The organism is Aerococcus urinaehominis, assembly GCF_001543245.1.
Taxonomy (GTDB): domain Bacteria; phylum Bacillota; class Bacilli; order Lactobacillales; family Aerococcaceae; genus Aerococcus; species Aerococcus urinaehominis.
Genome location: NZ_CP014163.1, coordinates 366795 through 384616, shown reverse-complemented (window position 1 = coordinate 384616; position 17822 = coordinate 366795). Strand labels below are relative to the sequence as shown.

The window sequence follows — 17822 nt, the reverse complement described above, 5'->3', positions numbered from 1 at the left end:
GAAGAGAATGGAGGATAAGAGTGGACTTATATAATATTTTATTAATTACCCTGATTGTTATTGCAGTTTTACTCATTTTAGTAGTAGCGATACAGTCATCTAAAAACAATTCAGCGAGCAATCTTACAGGCGGTTCTGAAGCCCTGTTTGGGGGCTCTAATTCACGAAAAAATCGTGGTCTTGATGGTGCTCTTGATCGAATGACTGCTATTTTAGGTGCGACATTCATGGTTTTGGCTTTAATCTTAGCTAAATTATCAGCTTAAACAGAAAAAAGAATTGGTTCGCCAATTCTTTTTTTATAGTCTAGATTGCTTTTATTATTAAATAACAGATAAATTAGTTACAATAGAAGTATGAGAAAAGGAGGCTATATCTATGAAATTACCTCAACCTTTTTTATTTAATAGCGAGGATGCTAAACGGGCTATCTTACTTTTACATGCTTATACTGGATCAGCTAACGATGTCAGAATGCTAGGAAGAGCATTAAATCGGGCAGGTTATACCGTTTATGCGCCTCATTTGTCAGGTCATGCAACCGCTGATGTTTTTGACCTAGTGGATTTTTCAGCTAGTCAATGGGTTGCAGATGGTCAAGCAGCATATGAGAAACTTAAGAACCAAGGTTATCAGGAAATAGCAATTTTTGGTCTGTCCTTGGGTGGTGTAATTGCTACTCAGCTTGTGATCAATAATCCGGAAGTTCTTGCAGGTGGTGTATTCTGCTCACCAATTATGACTGAAGACTTAAAACAGACCCAGGTGCCAAGCCAGTTTGTTCAATATACCAAGCAGGTATTGAAGGCTCAGGAATTTAATCAAATGGATATAGAAAGAGCCTTAGAGAAAATACAGCCGGGATTAGAGCAAACCTTGAATTCTATTAACAGCTTGCAAGCGCAGATCCGGCAAGATTTGGAAAAAATTAGCTGTCCCTTCTTTATTGCTGATGCTGGTCAGGATGAATTAATTTCTCATCAATCGGGGGCTGATTTAAACAAGGTCTTAGTTAATGCCCAAACGGATTATCACCACTATCCAGAATCTGGTCATGTTGTGACGGTTGGGCCCACCCGTCGTCAATTAGAGGCCGACCTTATTACATTTTTAGACCATTTAGCCTGGAGGAATTAGTTTGAATAAAAATCAAGTAAAAGAAAAAATATTAACTGCAATTAGTCAGCATGGTCAACCAGCTACTCTGCAAGATTATGCTAGCGAATTAGGTTATATAGCTAGCGATGACTTCGCTGAGTTTGTAAAAGTTGTTGCTGAATTAGAACGCCAACAAAAAATAGTCATTGCAGATGATGGTAGTCTCAGTCTCTCTCATCATCAAGAAGTCCTAGTTGGTGATTTTCATCAAAATCAAAAAGGCTTTGGATTTGTCAGTGTTGGGGAACTAGCCAATGATATTTTTATTCCTAGAGGGAAAACTGGCGGCGCCATGAATGGAGATCGCGTTAAAGTTAAGATTATTCGTGAGGAGCAGGCTTGGAAGGATAAAAGTGCTGAGGGTAAAATTATAGCCATTGACCAGCGACATCTCACTCAGGTTACCGGTGAATATACACCCTTTACCAGTGACTTACAAGCAGAAACAGGCTTTGTTGGTGGTGTCAAGCTTTTAAATAAAGGGTTAGAACAGGTTACTGCCATGGTGAAAGACCAAGGATTAAAGGCTGTTGATGGAGAGATTGTCGTAGTAAGTATTGATGAATATCCAACAAGTGATTCTCCATTTAAGATAGCTGGTCCGATTATTCAAAAATTGGGACACAAAGATGAACCTGGTGTCGATATTTTAGCCGTTTTAAATATGTTCGATATCCCGCATGAATTCCCCGACCAGGTATTGAATGAAGCTGACCAAGTAGCTGATGAAATTAGTAATCAGGACTTGCAAGGCCGCGAAGATTTTCGTAATCAATTAGTCATCACAATTGATGGTGCTGATGCTAAAGACTTAGACGATGCGATATCCTTGCGTAAAGTTGGCCAAAAATATGAATTGAGTGTTCATATTGCCGATGTTTCATATTATGTGAAGGAAGGTAGCCAGCTGGATGCAGAAGCCTATGAACGTGGGACATCAGTTTATTTAACTGACCGGGTTGTACCAATGCTACCACAGAGATTATCTAATGGTATTTGCTCCCTACATCCTCGCGTCGACCGTTTAACAATGTCTTGTGTTATGCTTGTGAATCAGCAAGGGCAGGTTGAAGATTATCGCATTGGTCCTTCAGTGATTGAATCCAAATATAGGCTCACTTATGATACTGTGAATGCAATTTTAGAAGACGAAGACCCCGTAGCCATTGATGAAAACAAGGCAGTTGTGCCGATGCTAAGGGAGATGGGCGAACTACATCAAATTTTAGCACAGATGCGGCAACGTCGTGGTGCTATTGATTTCGACACTAAAGAGGCGGAAATTATTGTTGATAATGAGGGTCATCCGCTCGATATTTTAGTGCGGGAAAGAGGAATTGGTGAGCGTTTAATCGAATCCTTTATGCTGTGTGCCAATGAGACGGTTGCCCGCCATTTTGACCAGGGGCATCTGCCCTTTATGTATCGTGTCCATGAACAGCCAGATGCAAAACGTATGCAATCGTTTCTAGAGTTCTCGTCTACATTCGGCCTGCGATTAACAGGATCTAGTGAAACAATAAAACCTAAGCAATTACAACAGGCTCTGACTAAAATTGATGGTGAGCCATATGAGCAAATGGTTTCTACTATGTTACTACGCTCGATGAAACAAGCCCGCTATGATACGCAAGCCTTAGGCCACTTTGGCTTAGCCGCCGAAGATTATACCCACTTCACCTCTCCAATTCGTCGCTACCCAGACTTAATCGTTCACCGATTAATCAGGCGATATAAAGAAGAAAATAGTCAATTAGTAAAACAGTCCCGATTGGTAGCGGACCTACCAGATATTGCTGAACATTCTTCGAATATGGAACGTCGTGCGGTTGACGCAGAGCGTGAGACAGACAGCTTGAAAAAAGCAGAATACATGCAAGATAAGATCGGCATGACCTTTCAGGGCATTATATCTTCAGTAACTAGTTTTGGCTTATTTGTAGAGCTTGCCAATACAGTTGAAGGGCTGGTACACATTTCAACTATGAAGGGAGACTATTTTAATTATATTGATAGTCAAATGACCCTAATTGGTGAGCGAACTGGTTTACGTTTTTCAATTGGTGATGTGGTAACTGTTAAGGTAGTTAAAGCAGATGTGGATAGCCGAGAAATAGACTTTAATTTAGTATATAGTGAAGATCAAGAAAATCAGCTAGCTAGTCAAGCAAGGACAAAAACTAACAAGGGTAAAGTTAAGCGTAAGAAGCATCGTAATAGTCAGGAAGCTAACCATGATAAAAAAGCTAAACCTGGCCGTCAATCAGCAAAGAGAACCCATAAGAAACAAGGAAAAAGAACAAAAGCTGAAAAAAATATAGATAAACAAAAAAGACAAAATAAAAAATTTGTTATTAGGCAGAGTAAAAACAACAGGCGTAAGAAAAAATAAGTGTTGAAAGTTGGGAGGACATATGGCTAAAAAGAAAAAATCCCAAGATAATAATGTCAAGGCTAATAATCGTAAGGCATCTCATGATTACAATATTCTTGATACCATTGAAGCGGGGATAGTTCTCAAGGGGACTGAGATTAAATCAGTACGGGCAGCTCGTCTTAATTTTAAAGATGGTTTTGCGCGCATCAATCAAGGTGAAGTATGGTTGCATAATGTGCATATTTCTCCTTTTGACCAAGGTAATATTTTTAATCATGATCCCTTACGGACACGAAAACTACTTTTACATAAGCGACAAATTAGTCGTTTGGAAAAAGAAGTCCAACAAGCTGGTCGCACTCTGATTCCCTTGAAGGTTTATATCAAAAATGGCGTTGCTAAGTTGCTACTAGGCGTTGGCGAAGGTAAGAAAAAATATGATAAACGCCAGAGCTTAAAGGAAAAAGATATGAAGAGAGAAGCTCAAAGAGCACTTAAATATTAAATATCTGGAAAAAGTCTGTGGCTTTAGTCACAGGCTTTTAAGTATCTTGGCTTTATAGATGCAGATGCTAGCCTTACTATCTCGGTGTCATCATTATGGTTAATAGAAGAGTTTGCAGGAGAACACCTTTTAGCTTAGCCTAAAAATTTGTCTTTTTTGACTGAATTAAAATGATTTTTGGCCTAAAGCGTGCTATGATAGTGGTATTAAGAAAGACTTAAGTGATAAATTATAAGGAGGAGTTAGTTATGGCCATAAATCAAAAATATCTTGAATTGTTAGCCAAACAATTTCCCACTATCTCTGATGTGACGACTGAAATTATCAACCTTGAAGCCATCATGGAATTGCCTAAAGCAACAGAGCACTTCATTAGTGATCTGCATGGTGAATATAATGCGGTGTCACACGTGTTAAAAAATGGGTCTGGTAATGTTAAAGAAAAAATCAGAGAAATTTTTCTCGGTCGCTTATCTATGCGCGAAATGAACCAACTAGCAACCATCGTCTACTATCCTGATCGTAAAATTAAACAGGTAGTTAAGACCTTTGATAGCCAGGCAGAAATTGCTGAATTTTTTACCTTGACGATTAGTCGTTTAGTAGAACTGGCTCAATTTGTGGTGTCTAAATATACTAGGTCGAAGGTTAGAAAGGCCATGCGCCCTGATATGTCCTATATTATGGAAGAACTACTTTTTAAAGATACCATTCTGTCTAATAAGGAAGACTACTATAAGAATATAATCAGGAATGTCATCGAGCTTGATGCTGCACCACGTTTGATATCTGCCTTGGCTGAACTGATTCAAGAATTAGTTGTGGACCACCTACATGTCTTAGGTGATATTTATGATCGGGGGCCAGCGCCTGATAAAATTATTGATCTCTTGATGGAAAAAAATTCCATCGATATTCAGTGGGGCAACCATGATGTCATTTGGATGGGCGCTGCGGCGGGGTCACGGGTGCTTATTGCAAATGTCTTAAGGATTTGTGCCCGTTATGATAATCTTGAAATTATTGAAGATGCTTATGGTATTTCCTTACGTCCCTTGGTAGCCTTTGCTGAAAAAATGTACCCTGATAATGGGCTAAAAGGATTCATGCCCAAGCTTGATCCGGATACCACCCATTTCCCTGAAGAGGCTAAGCAAATTGGTAAAATTCAACAGGCAATTGCGATTATCCAATTTAAATTAGAAGCGGATGTCATTAAACGCCACCCTGAATTTAAAACTGACAATCGTCTCTTGTTAGATAAGATTGACTATGACAAGATGACAATTACCATTGGCTCTAAGACCTACCCACTTGAAAACACTAGTTTCCCTACTGTTGATCCTAAAGACCCTTATAAATTAACAGCAGATGAAGAGTATATTATGAACCGTCTGCAACAAGGATTCTTGAATAGCCCACGTCTCCATGAACACATTGACTTCTTGTATAGTAAGGGTAACTTATATACAATTTACAATGATAACCTGCTTTACCATGGCTGTATTCCGATGAATAACGACGGTAGTTTTATGTCAGCCGTTGTCAATGGTCAGGAGTATTCTGGACGGGCCTTGCTAGATCAATTTGAACTTGTGCTTAGACGAGGTTATATCAATCGCTCTACCAAAGAAAGGAAAAATCCTGATATTGATTATTTCTGGTATATTTGGCAGGGGGAAGCCTCTTCACTCTTTGGTAAAGGTAAGATGACAACTTTTGAGCGTTATTACATCAAAGATAAGGCAACCCATGATGAGAATAAGAATATATATTACCAGCTAAGAGAAAAAGAAGAAGTAGCTGAAAAAATTATGCTTGAATTTGGCGTTAATCCTGAAATTGGGCATATTGTAAATGGTCATACACCAGTAAAGGAAAAAAAAGGTGAAGATCCAATTAAAGCCAATGGTAAGCTATTAGTCATTGACGGTGGCTTTTCAAAAGCTTATCAACCAACAACTGGCCTGGCTGGCTATACCCTGCTATATAATTCTTTTGGCATGCAACTAGTTTCTCACCAAGCCTTTACCAGCGTAGAAGATGCTATTAATAATGAGACTGACATTGTTTCGACTAGGCGAATTGTGGATAGGGAACTGGAAAGAATGACAGTTAGAGAAACCGATGTCGGTGACCGTCTAGAATTACAAGTGCTAGACTTAAAAAAATTGCTTCATGCTTACCGGGAAGGTAAAATTAAGCAAAATACAACAGCTAAATACCACTAGGAGGAATTAAATGGCTTCAAAAGGTGTGACAATTTATTTTATGCGCCATGGTGAAACTTATCTCAACCACTACCATCGCATGCAGGGTTGGGCGGATGCTCCCCTGACTGAAAAAGGGAAAAGAGATGCAATTCGGTCTGGTCGTGGCCTATCTGATGTTCGCTTTGATTCGGTTTATACCAGTGATTTACAGCGAACTGTAGCTACTGCAGAGTTAATTCTACAAGAAAATCATGCTTCAGACCCCGACTTGCCAATAATCAAAAAAGAAGCCTTCCGTGAGTTGTTCTTTGGATCATTCGAGGGACTTGAAGCAGGTCCTATTTGGGCTGAAGTAGCCAAGCGCGTTCATGGGGATAATGCTGATGGTATTTTTGCAGCCTCTAACCAGTTGAAGGATGGGGGATCAATTGTTAAAAAAGAAATGGATATCATGAAGGAATTAGATCCCACTCATGATGCTGAAAACTTTAAGGAATTTTGGTTACGAGTTGAATTAGGTCTCATCGATGTTATTACTAAACACCGTGAAACTGATCAAAATATTTTAATTGTATCTCATGGTATGACAATTCGTAATATGATAAATGAACTGGTACCTGAATTTGAAATTGATTCAATGTTAGATAATGCTTCAGTTTCCATCGTACGTTATCAAGATGGCCTCTACCATCTAGAGGCCTATAACCAAACCGACCATTTTGCTATAGAGGAGGCTAGCCGTCGAGTTGAAGAAGAATAAAATATATAAAGCCAAGACGTCAACGCCTTGGCTTTATATATAATTTAAAAGTTTAGTATACAATGATAATTTGTTTAGCTTTTTGGCTGATAATAGGCTAAAATATAATTAGGTAAAAATCACTATTTTCTACAAAACTAGGTTAGGTTCATTTATCCACTAGCTGTACACCCGTATGGCCAGCGGATATTATTTTGAGTCAATGTGACCTGTACAAGGATGATATTTTATAAGCCAGCGGGTGTTTGCCAGTTTGGAAATAAAAAATCACCAAAGTTGCGTTTAGTGGTTTAACCACCCCCGTATAAGATGGATACGGGGTTTTTTTAATCTTGATTTAATAAATGAATATCCTGGCGAGGGAATGGGAAATTGATGCCGTGTTCTTTAAAAAGTCGATTGATTTCAAAATAGACCTGGCTTTTGACGATAAATTCTCTTTCATTATCTTGCTGGCTAATCCAAAACCACATTTCGAAATTGATGGCATAGTCAGCAAATTCTGTTAAAAATACTCGTGGCTCGGGGGAATCTAAAATTTCTGGATAAGCTCTTTGAGTGTTTTTTAAAGCTTGTATCATTAGCGCCTTTGTCAATTCTAAATCTGAATCGTAATCAACACCAATATTTGCTGTGACCCGTAATTCTTGGTCAGCAAAAGACCGATTAGTAAAAGCATTTTCTAAGAAATAAGAATTGGGGATAAGCATTCGCTCATTGCGACGCGTACGCACAATTGTTTCGCGAATGCGAATTTCTTCAACAGTCGCAACGACATCATCAATATCAATCCGGTCTCCTACTCGAATGGGACGGGTAAAGAGAATAATTAAACCGGAAATAAAATTATTCATGATATTTTGAATACCAAAACCAACGCCGACACCAACCACTCCGGCAAAGACACTTAGGCTGGTTAAATCAAAGTGCAACTGGTCTAGGGTAATCCAGACAACAAGTACAATGACGACATAGGTGAAAAGGGTTGAAATGGTGGCTTGAGCTCCTCTGTCAATATCATAGCGTCGATAAATAGCAGGTAGGAGGAAACGTTTAACAGCATTGATAAATTTAAAAGCTAGAACCAATGCAAAGAGCAGCGAGACAATTAAAAAGGTCGATACGCCTGTATTTCCCAGTTTAAAGAGGGGTCTGAAAAACCAAGGGCTGTGAGAAAAATAAGATATGATAAAGATAATAAAAATAAAGGAAGCTAGCCAATTTAAAATTGATCGCAATAAATAGGAAAGGGAGCCTTGCCCCTGACGGCGCCGAATTAAATTTTTTAGAAAAATATAGACACCAGCTAGCGCTAATAATGAAATAAAGCCCCCCTAACCAATAGCCGATACCATTGCTACTTAAGTAGTTCAACCATTCGGAAAAAATATCCTGCATAGTATTTCTCCTTGTCTTTTTAGCAACTATTATAGCAGACAAATGAGTCAGCTTGTTAGATTATGAATTCATATGAAACGTTCAGGAAAAGAAAACCCAGCTGTATCACTAGTGATACAGCTGGGTTTTAGCTAAACTTTTGTCTTGATTAGACCAATAAGTGTCTATAGCCTAGCTTCTTGTTAATCTTTATTTCTAAAATCTAATACCATCCGACCACGAATTTCACCAGCATTCATTTCATCAAAGATGTCATTGATTTCTTCAGGACGACGTAATTCACATTGCGGCACGACTTTACCTTCAGCACCAAATTGGAAGGCTTCTACCAAGTCTTGGCGGGTGCCGACAAGCGAACCGATAACTTCGATACCATCCAATACTAAACGCGGAATTGATAGATCCATGGCTTCGCTAGGTAGTCCAACAGCGACTGCCCGTCCACCAGCTTTCAGTGAGTCAACCGCTTGGTTAAAAGCAGATTTAGCGACTGCTGTAATAACAGCTGCTTGTGCGCCACCTACTTCAGCTTGAACCCGTTCACCAACATTTTCATGTAAAGGATTAATCGTAAGGTCAGCGCCGTACTTTTTAGCAAATTCAAGTTGACCATCATTGATGTCCACAGCAATGACTTTTAAGTTAAAAACATTTTTAGCATATTGCAAAGCAAGGTTTCCTAGGCCACCTAAGCCTGAAATTAAGATCCAGTCGCCTGGTTTACAATTAGCTACTTTAATGGCCTTGTAGCAGGTTACGCCGGCACAGGTAATAGATGAAGCTGCTTCAGATGATAAGCCATCTGGCACCTTAACAGCGTAATCAGCAGTAACAATACATTGGTCTGCCATACCACCATCAGCCGTATAACCAGCATTTTTAACTTGGCGACAGAAAGTTTCACGTCCGGTTGTACAATATTCGCAGTGGCCACAGCCTTCAAAGAACCAAGCTACAGAGGCCCTATCACCAACCTTGAGCGATGTGACATCAGCACCCACCTCTTTTACAATACCAATTCCTTCGTGACCTAGGGTTCGCCCCGTAACATCCCCGAAATCTTGGTTTTTAACATGCAGGTCAGTATGGCAAACACCACAAACTTCCATATCCAGCAAGGCTTCATTAGCCTTAATTGGCCGGATTTCCTTATCAATAACTTGGGCACGTTTATCTTCAGTTGCAACAATTGCTCTAACCATAGTGATAGACCTCCTAAAAATTTATATGCTCATTGTATCACATAATAGAGAAATGCTCAATGTGATTGAAATTTGCAAATTAATTTATAATAAAAAAATTATTAAAAAGACTTTAAATATTCAGAATTTAGTGTATAATGAATACATCAATAAGGGAGGCGACTTGTTATGCGTAACATTTTGATGTTTTTATCAGGCTTAGGATTATTAGCTTTATTAGCAAACTTAAAAAAAGTTAATAGTTTAATAGGTCTCGCAACAACTGCCAACCAGATCGTCCAACGGTTTAAGTAGGACGTTTATTTTTTAATACCTAATGTAAGGGGGCCTTGGGCTATATTTTTAGCACCAAAAGAGGCCCTCTTTTAATTTAGGTATAATGTTTTGAATAGTTTGACAATTAGCTCGGTTCCTAAATATAGATTATCTGAGTCCAAAGAAAGGAAGTCAGGCAAATGACTAGAAAAATTCAAATTCTTGATACCACCCTGCGTGATGGCGAACAAACCCCGGGTGTTAATTTTAACACTGCTGATAAATTAGAGATTGCCAAGCAGTTAGAACGGTGGGGGGTAGATGCAATCGAGGCCGGTTTTCCGATTACCAGTCCTGGTGATTTTGAAGCAGTCAAAGCCATCGCAGATACTTTGAAACAGACCCAAGTTGTGGGCTTAGCCCGATGTGTAAAAAAGGATATCGATGCTGTCCGTGATGCTTTAGTCAATGCTGTTAATCCTCAAATTCATGTCTTTTTAGCAACTAGTCCTATTCATCGTCAATATAAGTTGCAGATGTCAAAAGAAGAGGTTCTAGCTTCGATTAAGGAACATGTTTCCTACGCTAAACAATATTTTGACCAGGTACAATTTTCTCCTGAGGATGCGACACGAACTGAATGGGATTTCCTGGTCGAAGCAATTAACGTCGCCATTGACGCAGGGGCTACTATGATTAATGTGCCTGATACAACTGGATATACCAACCCAAGTGAGTTTGGTCGCTTATTCGCCTATCTTAAGGAAAATTGTCCAAAGTTTGATCAAGCAATTTTTGCCTGCCACTGTCACAATGATTTGGGCATGGCGACAGCTAATTCAATCGCAGCTCTAGAAAATGGGGCGAGCCGGGTCGAGGGCTCTGTTAATGGAATCGGGGAGAGGGCCGGTAATGTTGCCCTAGAAGAGGTAGCCACAGCTCTCTATATTCGTCGTGATTACTATGATATGGAAACGAATATTAATCTGAGCCAGACTAAGATTACTTCTGATTTAGTTTCCCACCTATCTGGTATGTTTATTCCCCGTAATAAACCGATTATCGGGGATAATGCTTTTGCTCATGAATCAGGTATCCACCAAGATGGTGTCTTGAAACATGCTGAAACTTATGAAATTATTACACCGAGTCTGGTTGGCGTCGAGAAAAACTCTTTACCACTGGGTAAATTATCAGGTCGTCATGCATTTGATGAACGCTTGAAAGAACTTGGTTACGAATTAGCTAAGGATGAGTTAAATGAGGCCTTTACTAAATTCAAGGTTTTAGCAGATAAGAAAAAACAGGTAACTAATGAAGATCTAGTTTCTTTAGTACTTGGACGTCGGGATATTCGTCAGTCGGCCTATCGACTAAACACCTTGCAATTGATGACTGCTACTCATGGTATACCTACAGCAGTAGTTGAAATTTGTCGTAATGAGGAGGAAGCTCCTATCCAACAAGCGACCTCTATAGGAGAAGGTCCAGTTGAAGCAATTTTCAATGCCATTGATTCCCTCATGCCAGTTAAAGCAAAATTGATGGAATATCGCCTAGATGCAGTTACTGAGGGAATTGACGCTCAGGCTACTGTCTATACATCAATCGCTGATGACCAGGGTAATCACTACAATGGTACGGGGGTTGACTATGATGTCATTACCGCTTCAGCCTATGCTTACTTGCAAGCCTATGGAAAATTTGAAGCAGGTCGGAAAGGAGCTCAGTAATATGGTTCAAGCACATATTGTCGCCTTAGCTGGTGATGGCATCGGACCGGAAATTATGGCAAGTGGTTTGGCTGTTTTAAAAGCTGTTGCAGATCGCTATGGTCATCAGTTCACGATAGAAGAAAAAGATTTTGGAGGGGCTGCTATTGATAGTCAGGGTCATCCCTATCCGCAAGCAACTAAACGTGCAGTCCATCAGGCAGATGCCATCTTATTAGGGGCGATTGGTGGCCCCCAGTATGATCAATCAGCTGTAACTCCAGAGCAAGGTATTTTAATGTTACGCCAAGATTTAGGACTTTTCTGTAACCTCCGACCCATTAAAGTACCTCAAGCTACAGTTGGTTTATCTCCATTGAAAGCTGATATTGTATCTGGTACTGATTTCGTAGTTGTCCGTGAATTAACTGGCGGGGCTTATTTTGGTCATAAAGAAGAGGGTACTGACTACGCCAGCGACCTAATGCCTTATTCTAAAACTGAAGTTGAACGAGTGGCTAAAGTAGCCTTTGAAATGGCCCAATCTAGGCGGTGTAAACTAACCTCAGTTGACAAGGCAAATGTGCTCGCTTCATCGCGCTTATGGCGACACACTGTCAGTCAAATGGCTAGTCAATATCCTGATGTTGAATTAAGTCATGAGTATGTTGATGCTATGGCGATGAAATTGGTTACAAAACCGAATGCCTACGATGTCATTTTAACTGAGAATCTATTTGGCGATATCTTGTCAGATGAAGCCTCCGTTTTGACTGGTTCATTGGGAATGAACCCTTCGAGTTCCCGGGGCCAATCAGGATTAAGTTTATATGAGCCGATTCACGGCTCAGCACCTGATATTGCTGGTCAAGACCTAGCTAATCCGATGTCGATGATTTTATCTGTGACAGCTATGTTGCGGGAAAGTTTTGGACTTGTAGAAGAAGCAGAGACGGTTGAGAAAGCGGCGTATGCTTTGATTGAAACAGGAATTAAAACCAGTGATCTTGGTGGAAAATATAAAACGTCAGAATTTACAGAATATTTGCTAAAAAACATTAAGAATTAACATAAAACATGATATGATGAGTACATATTAACTTGAAAAGAGAAAGAGGTAATTTGCATGACAAATGTAGCTGATAAAATGGTTCATTGGGACGGTACCCCTAATCAACAAGCAATTGATATTTTATTAGGTGAGGGGGGGATGATTGTTTCGCCAACTAAGGTGGGATATATCTTAGGAACCTCTGATAAAGCTGGTTTAGAGCGTAAATTCGAAGTTAAACATCGTAAGCGCAATAAACCAGGTGTAACGCTGTGCGGCTCAATGGAGCAATTAAAAGCGCTTGCTAAGATGACACCTGAAATCGAAGCGTTTTATCAACAATGCTGGGATGAGGATATTTTGATGGGTTGCATTCTGCCATGGCAAGAGGAGGCTAAGGCTAAATACATGCCTCAGGATGGTACTGAGGAATTAGCAACTGACGTACGTGGCACTTCTTGCTTTGTTATTAAATTTGGTACGCCTGGTGAACAAATTGCGGCGGAACTATGGGAGCGGGACAAGAAATTAATGTTTGCCTCTTCGGCTAATCCTTCTGGAAAGGGTAACCGTGGTCAAGTTGCTTATATAGGCGAAGAAATTGAACAGGAAGCGGACCTTATTATCGAAGCAGACGACTATGTGGCTGCCCAGCAACCAGGCAAAACAGTCGAATCGCGTTATGAGCAAGGTGTCATGGTTGCCTTTGTTGATGACGAAAAAGGTGAACTAGTGCCGGAACAAGGCGACCAAAGAGATGTGTCACCAGCGCCTATTCTCATTCGCAAAGGTATTTATAATGATCGGATTTTAGCTATTTTATCTGAGCACTTCAATACTTGGCATCACCAACATGGTCACTACTATTAAGATAAGGTGACTAGATGCAAGCTTTTCATACGCTAACATCTACGCTAACTTGTCTAAACTGGGATGGCTTAGATAATAATGATTTGATACCCAAGCTCCATGCTAAGCGCATTAAACGAGCTGGTAGTGGTGAATTTCTTCTGAATAACTCCCGTTATCAGCCTGGCTTCCCACGGCGTGAAAGACCTGATCATCTTCTCAATCATGGTATTGCCTCTGCTAGCCAGATTCTAATACCAGGGGCAGATTTTGCTTTAACCATAGATTTTGAGCAAGTGGTTTGGGCCATTTTAGATGCAGGGTATAGGGTAGTAATTAGTAACCAAATAGGGGAAAAGTTTAAAAATTTCGCTTTAAAAAATGGCCTTGTAGCCTTGGAAGTTTCTCTGACTGATTTACATCAACTTGAAAAATTAGCTGGAACAAGTCAAGTTAAGGTAGACCTAGAAAAAGAGCAAATTGTGATGCCGGAAGCTAGTCTCCCTTTTCGTATAGGTAGTCAGGCCAAAGCGCGTTATCTAAATGGCGACTCAGAAATTGACCTAACCTTAGCAGCTGCAAATCAGGCTTTGATTGACTATGAAGCCAAATGGAATCATTTCTATCAGACAAAATAACCAGGCCTTGGCAAAAATAATCATAGGGGGACAGTAAATGGGAAAAACACTATTTGATAAAATCTGGGAAACTCATGTTTTAGCTGGCCAGGAGGGTGAAAACCAATTATTATATATTGACCTTCATATGATTCATGAAGTAACCTCTCCGCAAGGCTTTGAAAGCCTACGTGAACAAGGTCGATCATTAAGGGCACCAGAGAAGACACTAGCAACAATTGATCATAATAATCCTACGCGTAATATCCATGATATAAAAAATCCAATTGCCAAACAGCAAATAGAGGTTTTACAAAAAAATTGTCAAGATTTTGGCGTGGAGCTGATGCCCTATGGTGATATTAGTCAAGGAATCGTCCATATGGTGGGACCAGAACAGGGGGCAACTCAACCTGGAAAGACGGTAGTTTGTGGTGATTCACATACAGCGACCCATGGTGCTTTTGGTGCGATTGCCTTTGGGATTGGTTCGAGCGAGGTGGAGCACGTCTTTGCTACCCAATCGCTATGGCAAAAAAAGCCTAAAAATTTAGGTGTTAAAATTAGCGGGCAATTGCCAGCTGGTGTTTATTCTAAGGATATTATGCTTCATCTCTTCCATAAATATGGCACAGATTTTGGAACTGGTTACGCCATGGAGCTTTTTGGGGATACGGTAGAGAGCTTGTCTATGGAGGGCCGGATGACTATGTGCAACCTGGGCATTGAATTTGGTTCTAAATATACCTTAATTCGTCCAGACCAGAAGACCTTTGATTATCTTCAAGGTCGACCTAAGTCTCCAGAAAACTACGATGCAGCGGTTGCCTATTGGAAGACCTTATATACTGATCCGGATGCGGTTTATGATGCCTACATTGAACTCGATGTGTCTGAACTCAGTCCCTATGTTACCTGGGGGACCACACCTGCTATGGGCCTAAAAATCGAGGAAGCCTTCCCAGAAATTGCAGACCACAACGATGCGCGTGCCTATGAATATATGGACCTGAAACCAGGTATGCATTTTGAAGATATTCCAGTAACCAATGTTTTTCTAGGATCATGTACTAATGCTCGATTAGAAGATTTAATTGAAGGGGCTAAATATATTAAGGGCCGCAAAGTTGTACCTGGTATGTATGCGGCAGTTGTACCAGGATCGCGCTCAGTTAAAGTTCAAGCTGAAGAACTTGGCATTGCTGATATGTATATGGAAGCAGGCTTTCAGTGGCGAGAGCCAGGTTGCTCTGCTTGCATTTCAATGAACGGGGACGTGGTACCAGCCGGCGTCCATTGTGCCTCGACAACTAACCGCAACTTTGAAGGCCGCCAGGGCCCTGGCGCCAGAACGCATCTCTGCAGTCCAGCTATGGCCGTTTTAGCGGCGGTTAAGGGCCATTTTTATGACACTCGCAAAGATGATCAGGAGGTGCCACAAGTTGAAATCCTTTAAAATACATATAGGAACGACAGTAGCCTTAATGGATGACAATATTAATACTGACCAAATTTTACCATCCCGTTTCTTAAGCCGGATTTCAAAAAAAGGTTTCGGAGAGTGCTTATTTGCCAATTGGCGTTATGTACAAAATGACCAGACTCAGGATGAAATTGAAGTACCAGACTTCGTCCTTAATCAGCCAGACCGTCGTCAGGCTTCAATTCTAATAACTGGCGATAATTTCGCTGGTGGATCTTCTAGAGAGCATGCTGTTTGGGCTCTGGATGACTGGGGGATTCGGTGTGTGATTGCTGGTGGTTTTTCTGATATTTTTTATAACAACTCATTTAAAAATGGTTTATTAGCAATTACCTTGCCGCTAGCAGACCGTCAGGCTTTAGCTAGTCTTAGTGGGGACCAGCTAGTGACAATCAATTTAGAAACCCAAGAAGTTCACGCCCCTTGTGGTCATTATCACTTTGATATTGACCCTGAAGTCCGCCATAAGCTCCTCTATGGCATCGATGATATCGTCGAAACCTTGAACCATGCTGAAGATATTTCTGCTTATGAATCTAAATGGGATGACTTTTATGAGCCTGGTGCTAAGGCTCTCAATTACGATGATGCGAGCTTGAAATCAAAATTACCTAATTATTAAGGGTTGTTTAAATCTAATTGATTTTAAACAGTTGTAGATTGTAATGTAATTTACATAAACTTTACATCTTTATATTTGGAAAACAGGAAATAATTGTTTATGATAGAAGAGTAAAGGAGTGGATATCTATGAAAATGGCACATACATGTGTACGGGTGAAAGATTTAGCAGCTTCCAAGAAATTCTATACAGAAGCTTTTGGTTTTGAAGTAACAGAAGAACGTGATTTTCCTGAGTATGAATTTACCTTAGCTTACTTAACCCTTCCTGGTGATGATTATGAGTTAGAATTAACCTATAATTATGACCATGGTGAGTACGACTTAGGTGACGGCTATGGACACATTGCTATTGCCACTGATCGCCTAGCTGAATTAAATGCTGAGCAGAAAGAAAAAGGCTTTGATGTGACAGACCTAAAAAACCTGCCAGGGGAAGACCCTCACTACTACTTCATTACTGATCCTGATGGCTATAAAATTGAAGTGATTAAAGCAGATTAATTCAGCTTGCTTAAAGCTTGCCCATTTGCTATAATGTTATTATGCGATGAGGCGACAGGTGGCTATTTTTTAGTAGCCATCGGTTATAAAGAGCGTACAGGACTAGTTTGCCTAGTCACTACAGGAAGTAGGTACGTGGTCTAGTGCTGATGTGAACAGCTTAGACCCTTTGTCTTGGGGAGCAAGAGCGAATGAGCTCTTGCTCTTTTTTTATAAATAAATTTAGGAGGCTGACAGTATGGCTCGTGATAGTTCTTACTATTACTTGAAAATGGAAACACATTACCTTGAAAATCCTTACTATCAGGACAAAAGACGGGTACGCGTGTTATTGCCCAAGGATTATTATCAATCAGACCGGCATTATCCAGTACTTTATATGCACGACGGTCAAAATGTTTTTTATAGTAAAGAGGCATTTATCGGTCATTCATGGAAAATAATTCCATTAATCAAAAGAAACCCTGATCTGCCACAAATGATTGTGGTAGGTATTGATAACCATCCCAACCGAATGGATGAATATGCACCATGGCCTGCAAGTGGCTACCATGATCCCAATGTGGCAGATTTAGGTGGTGACGGCAAGTTATATGGTGAATGGATAGTTAACCAAGTTAAGCCTTTTATTGACAATCACTACCGGTCCTTAGCTGACCGGAGGCATACGATGATGGCCGGATCATCAATGGGTGGACTGATTACCGCTTATATGGGTTCTGCCTATCCTCATATCTTCGGTAATATCGGTGTGTTTTCTTTAGCCTCCTGGTTTTCAGAAAACGATTTTCTAGATTTTATTCAAAGTCACCCGCTCTACGCTGATAATAAGGTCTATATCCAAGTTGGAACCAACGAGGATGATATTTCAGACCAAGCCTTTGTTGGTCAACACGTTTCCCAGGCCTATATTGATGCTAGCCTATCCTATTACCAAGCATTGATAAAATCTGGTTGTAGCCTGAATCAAATTGATTTAAATATTTTTGTGGATGAGACCCATAATGAATATTATTGGGCTAAACATTTTCCTGAATTTATGCGTTTTATCTGGCAAGATCATAAATAAGCTTAATAAAATATTAAAAATAGGTTATAATAGATTTAATTTATTTAA

17 protein-coding genes are annotated in these 17822 nt (G+C 40.0%); 15 read left to right on the top strand and 2 right to left on the bottom strand.

From position 1 onward, the window contains the following. Positions 1 to 20: 20 nt before the first annotated feature. The 6 genes from secG (at position 21) to AWM75_RS01690 (ending at position 7013) form a co-directional block, all read left to right on the top strand. Positions 21 to 266 carry a preprotein translocase subunit SecG gene (secG, locus tag AWM75_RS01715; protein WP_067977493.1) on the top strand — a complete coding sequence of 82 codons (246 nt, stop codon included), beginning with the start codon at positions 21 to 23 and terminating at the stop codon, positions 264 to 266. A gap of 112 nt (positions 267 to 378) precedes the next feature. After that, the gene (locus AWM75_RS01710; RefSeq protein WP_067977491.1) at positions 379 to 1137 is read left to right on the top strand and encodes an alpha/beta hydrolase; all 759 of its coding nucleotides are present in this window, start codon (positions 379 to 381) and stop codon (positions 1135 to 1137) included. Between the two features lies 1 nt (position 1138). Next, entirely contained in the window at positions 1139 to 3550 is a 2412-nt protein-coding gene (rnr, locus tag AWM75_RS01705) for a ribonuclease R (protein WP_074572545.1), read from the top strand. Between the two features lie 22 nt (positions 3551 to 3572). Further along, a complete protein-coding gene (gene smpB / locus AWM75_RS01700; RefSeq protein ID WP_067977486.1) occupies positions 3573 to 4040 on the top strand; it encodes an SsrA-binding protein SmpB in 468 nt (155 codons plus the stop codon). Between the two features lie 248 nt (positions 4041 to 4288). Beyond that, positions 4289 to 6271 carry a fructose-bisphosphatase class III gene (locus AWM75_RS01695; RefSeq protein WP_067977484.1) on the top strand — a complete coding sequence of 661 codons (1983 nt, stop codon included), beginning with the start codon at positions 4289 to 4291 and terminating at the stop codon, positions 6269 to 6271. 10 nt (positions 6272 to 6281) lie between these two features. Beyond that, positions 6282 to 7013 carry a histidine phosphatase family protein gene (locus tag AWM75_RS01690; RefSeq protein WP_067977481.1) on the top strand — a complete coding sequence of 244 codons (732 nt, stop codon included), beginning with the start codon at positions 6282 to 6284 and terminating at the stop codon, positions 7011 to 7013. A 326-nt stretch (positions 7014 to 7339) separates the two neighbouring features. Here AWM75_RS01690 and AWM75_RS01685 read toward each other — a convergent pair whose 3' ends face one another. After that, positions 7340 to 8101: a mechanosensitive ion channel family protein gene (locus AWM75_RS01685; protein ID WP_067977479.1), complete on the bottom strand. Its 762-nt coding sequence runs from the start codon at positions 8099 to 8101 to the stop codon at positions 7340 to 7342. Between the two features lie 492 nt (positions 8102 to 8593). Further along, positions 8594 to 9613 carry an alcohol dehydrogenase AdhP gene (gene adhP / locus AWM75_RS01675; protein WP_067977476.1) on the bottom strand — a complete coding sequence of 340 codons (1020 nt, stop codon included), beginning with the start codon at positions 9611 to 9613 and terminating at the stop codon, positions 8594 to 8596. A gap of 168 nt (positions 9614 to 9781) precedes the next feature. Here adhP and AWM75_RS08895 point away from each other — a divergent pair, with 168 nt between their 5' ends. The 9 genes from AWM75_RS08895 (at position 9782) to AWM75_RS01635 (ending at position 17774) form a co-directional block, all read left to right on the top strand. Next, entirely contained in the window at positions 9782 to 9907 is a 126-nt protein-coding gene (locus AWM75_RS08895; protein ID WP_256379576.1) for a hypothetical protein, read from the top strand. 161 nt (positions 9908 to 10068) lie between these two features. Next, complete coding sequence (locus tag AWM75_RS01670; protein WP_067977474.1) at positions 10069 to 11601, top strand: 2-isopropylmalate synthase; 1533 nt, start codon at positions 10069 to 10071, stop codon at positions 11599 to 11601. Between the two features lies 1 nt (position 11602). Beyond that, positions 11603 to 12649 (top strand): 3-isopropylmalate dehydrogenase, encoded by a 1047-nt coding sequence (gene leuB, locus AWM75_RS01665; protein WP_067977472.1) that lies wholly within the window; start codon positions 11603 to 11605, stop codon positions 12647 to 12649. A gap of 57 nt (positions 12650 to 12706) precedes the next feature. After that, positions 12707 to 13501 (top strand): L-threonylcarbamoyladenylate synthase, encoded by a 795-nt coding sequence (locus AWM75_RS01660; protein WP_067977470.1) that lies wholly within the window; start codon positions 12707 to 12709, stop codon positions 13499 to 13501. Between the two features lie 14 nt (positions 13502 to 13515). Then, complete coding sequence (locus AWM75_RS01655) at positions 13516 to 14118, top strand: 3-isopropylmalate dehydratase small subunit (RefSeq protein ID WP_067977467.1); 603 nt, start codon at positions 13516 to 13518, stop codon at positions 14116 to 14118. A 37-nt stretch (positions 14119 to 14155) separates the two neighbouring features. Further along, positions 14156 to 15553: a 3-isopropylmalate dehydratase large subunit gene (gene leuC / locus AWM75_RS01650; protein WP_067977465.1), complete on the top strand. Its 1398-nt coding sequence runs from the start codon at positions 14156 to 14158 to the stop codon at positions 15551 to 15553. Next, positions 15540 to 16202, top strand: coding sequence for a 3-isopropylmalate dehydratase small subunit (gene leuD / locus AWM75_RS01645; RefSeq protein WP_074572547.1), 663 nt, complete (start codon positions 15540 to 15542; stop codon positions 16200 to 16202). The genes leuC and leuD overlap by 14 nt, the downstream gene beginning before the upstream one ends. A 128-nt stretch (positions 16203 to 16330) precedes the next feature. Beyond that, positions 16331 to 16705, top strand: a complete 375-nt coding sequence (gene gloA, locus AWM75_RS01640; protein ID WP_067977462.1) for a lactoylglutathione lyase — start codon at positions 16331 to 16333, stop codon at positions 16703 to 16705. Positions 16706 to 16943: 238 nt separating this feature from the next. Next, on the top strand, positions 16944 to 17774 hold the full coding sequence (locus AWM75_RS01635; protein WP_067977460.1) for an alpha/beta hydrolase: 831 nt from the start codon (positions 16944 to 16946) through the stop codon (positions 17772 to 17774). Positions 17775 to 17822 lie beyond the last annotated feature (48 nt).

Bases quoted from the DNA above. Each gene is read 5' to 3' on its own strand.
- AWM75_RS01635 (WP_067977460.1), top strand. From the start codon at position 16,944: ATGGCTCGTGATAGTTCTTACTATTACTTGAAAATGGAAACACATTAC.
- AWM75_RS01690 (WP_067977481.1), top strand. From the start codon at position 6,282: ATGGCTTCAAAAGGTGTGACAATTTATTTTATGCGCCATGGTGAAACT.
- AWM75_RS08895 (WP_256379576.1), top strand. From the start codon at position 9,782: ATGCGTAACATTTTGATGTTTTTATCAGGCTTAGGATTATTAGCTTTA.
- AWM75_RS01670 (WP_067977474.1), top strand. From the start codon at position 10,069: ATGACTAGAAAAATTCAAATTCTTGATACCACCCTGCGTGATGGCGAA.
- AWM75_RS01695 (WP_067977484.1), top strand. From the start codon at position 4,289: ATGGCCATAAATCAAAAATATCTTGAATTGTTAGCCAAACAATTTCCC.
- leuB (WP_067977472.1), top strand. From the start codon at position 11,603: ATGGTTCAAGCACATATTGTCGCCTTAGCTGGTGATGGCATCGGACCG.
- gloA (WP_067977462.1), top strand. From the start codon at position 16,331: ATGAAAATGGCACATACATGTGTACGGGTGAAAGATTTAGCAGCTTCC.
- AWM75_RS01660 (WP_067977470.1), top strand. From the start codon at position 12,707: ATGACAAATGTAGCTGATAAAATGGTTCATTGGGACGGTACCCCTAAT.
- leuC (WP_067977465.1), top strand. From the start codon at position 14,156: ATGGGAAAAACACTATTTGATAAAATCTGGGAAACTCATGTTTTAGCT.
- adhP (WP_067977476.1), bottom strand. From the start codon at position 9,613: ATGGTTAGAGCAATTGTTGCAACTGAAGATAAACGTGCCCAAGTTATT.
- smpB (WP_067977486.1), top strand. From the start codon at position 3,573: ATGGCTAAAAAGAAAAAATCCCAAGATAATAATGTCAAGGCTAATAAT.
- AWM75_RS01655 (WP_067977467.1), top strand. From the start codon at position 13,516: ATGCAAGCTTTTCATACGCTAACATCTACGCTAACTTGTCTAAACTGG.
- AWM75_RS01710 (WP_067977491.1), top strand. From the start codon at position 379: ATGAAATTACCTCAACCTTTTTTATTTAATAGCGAGGATGCTAAACGG.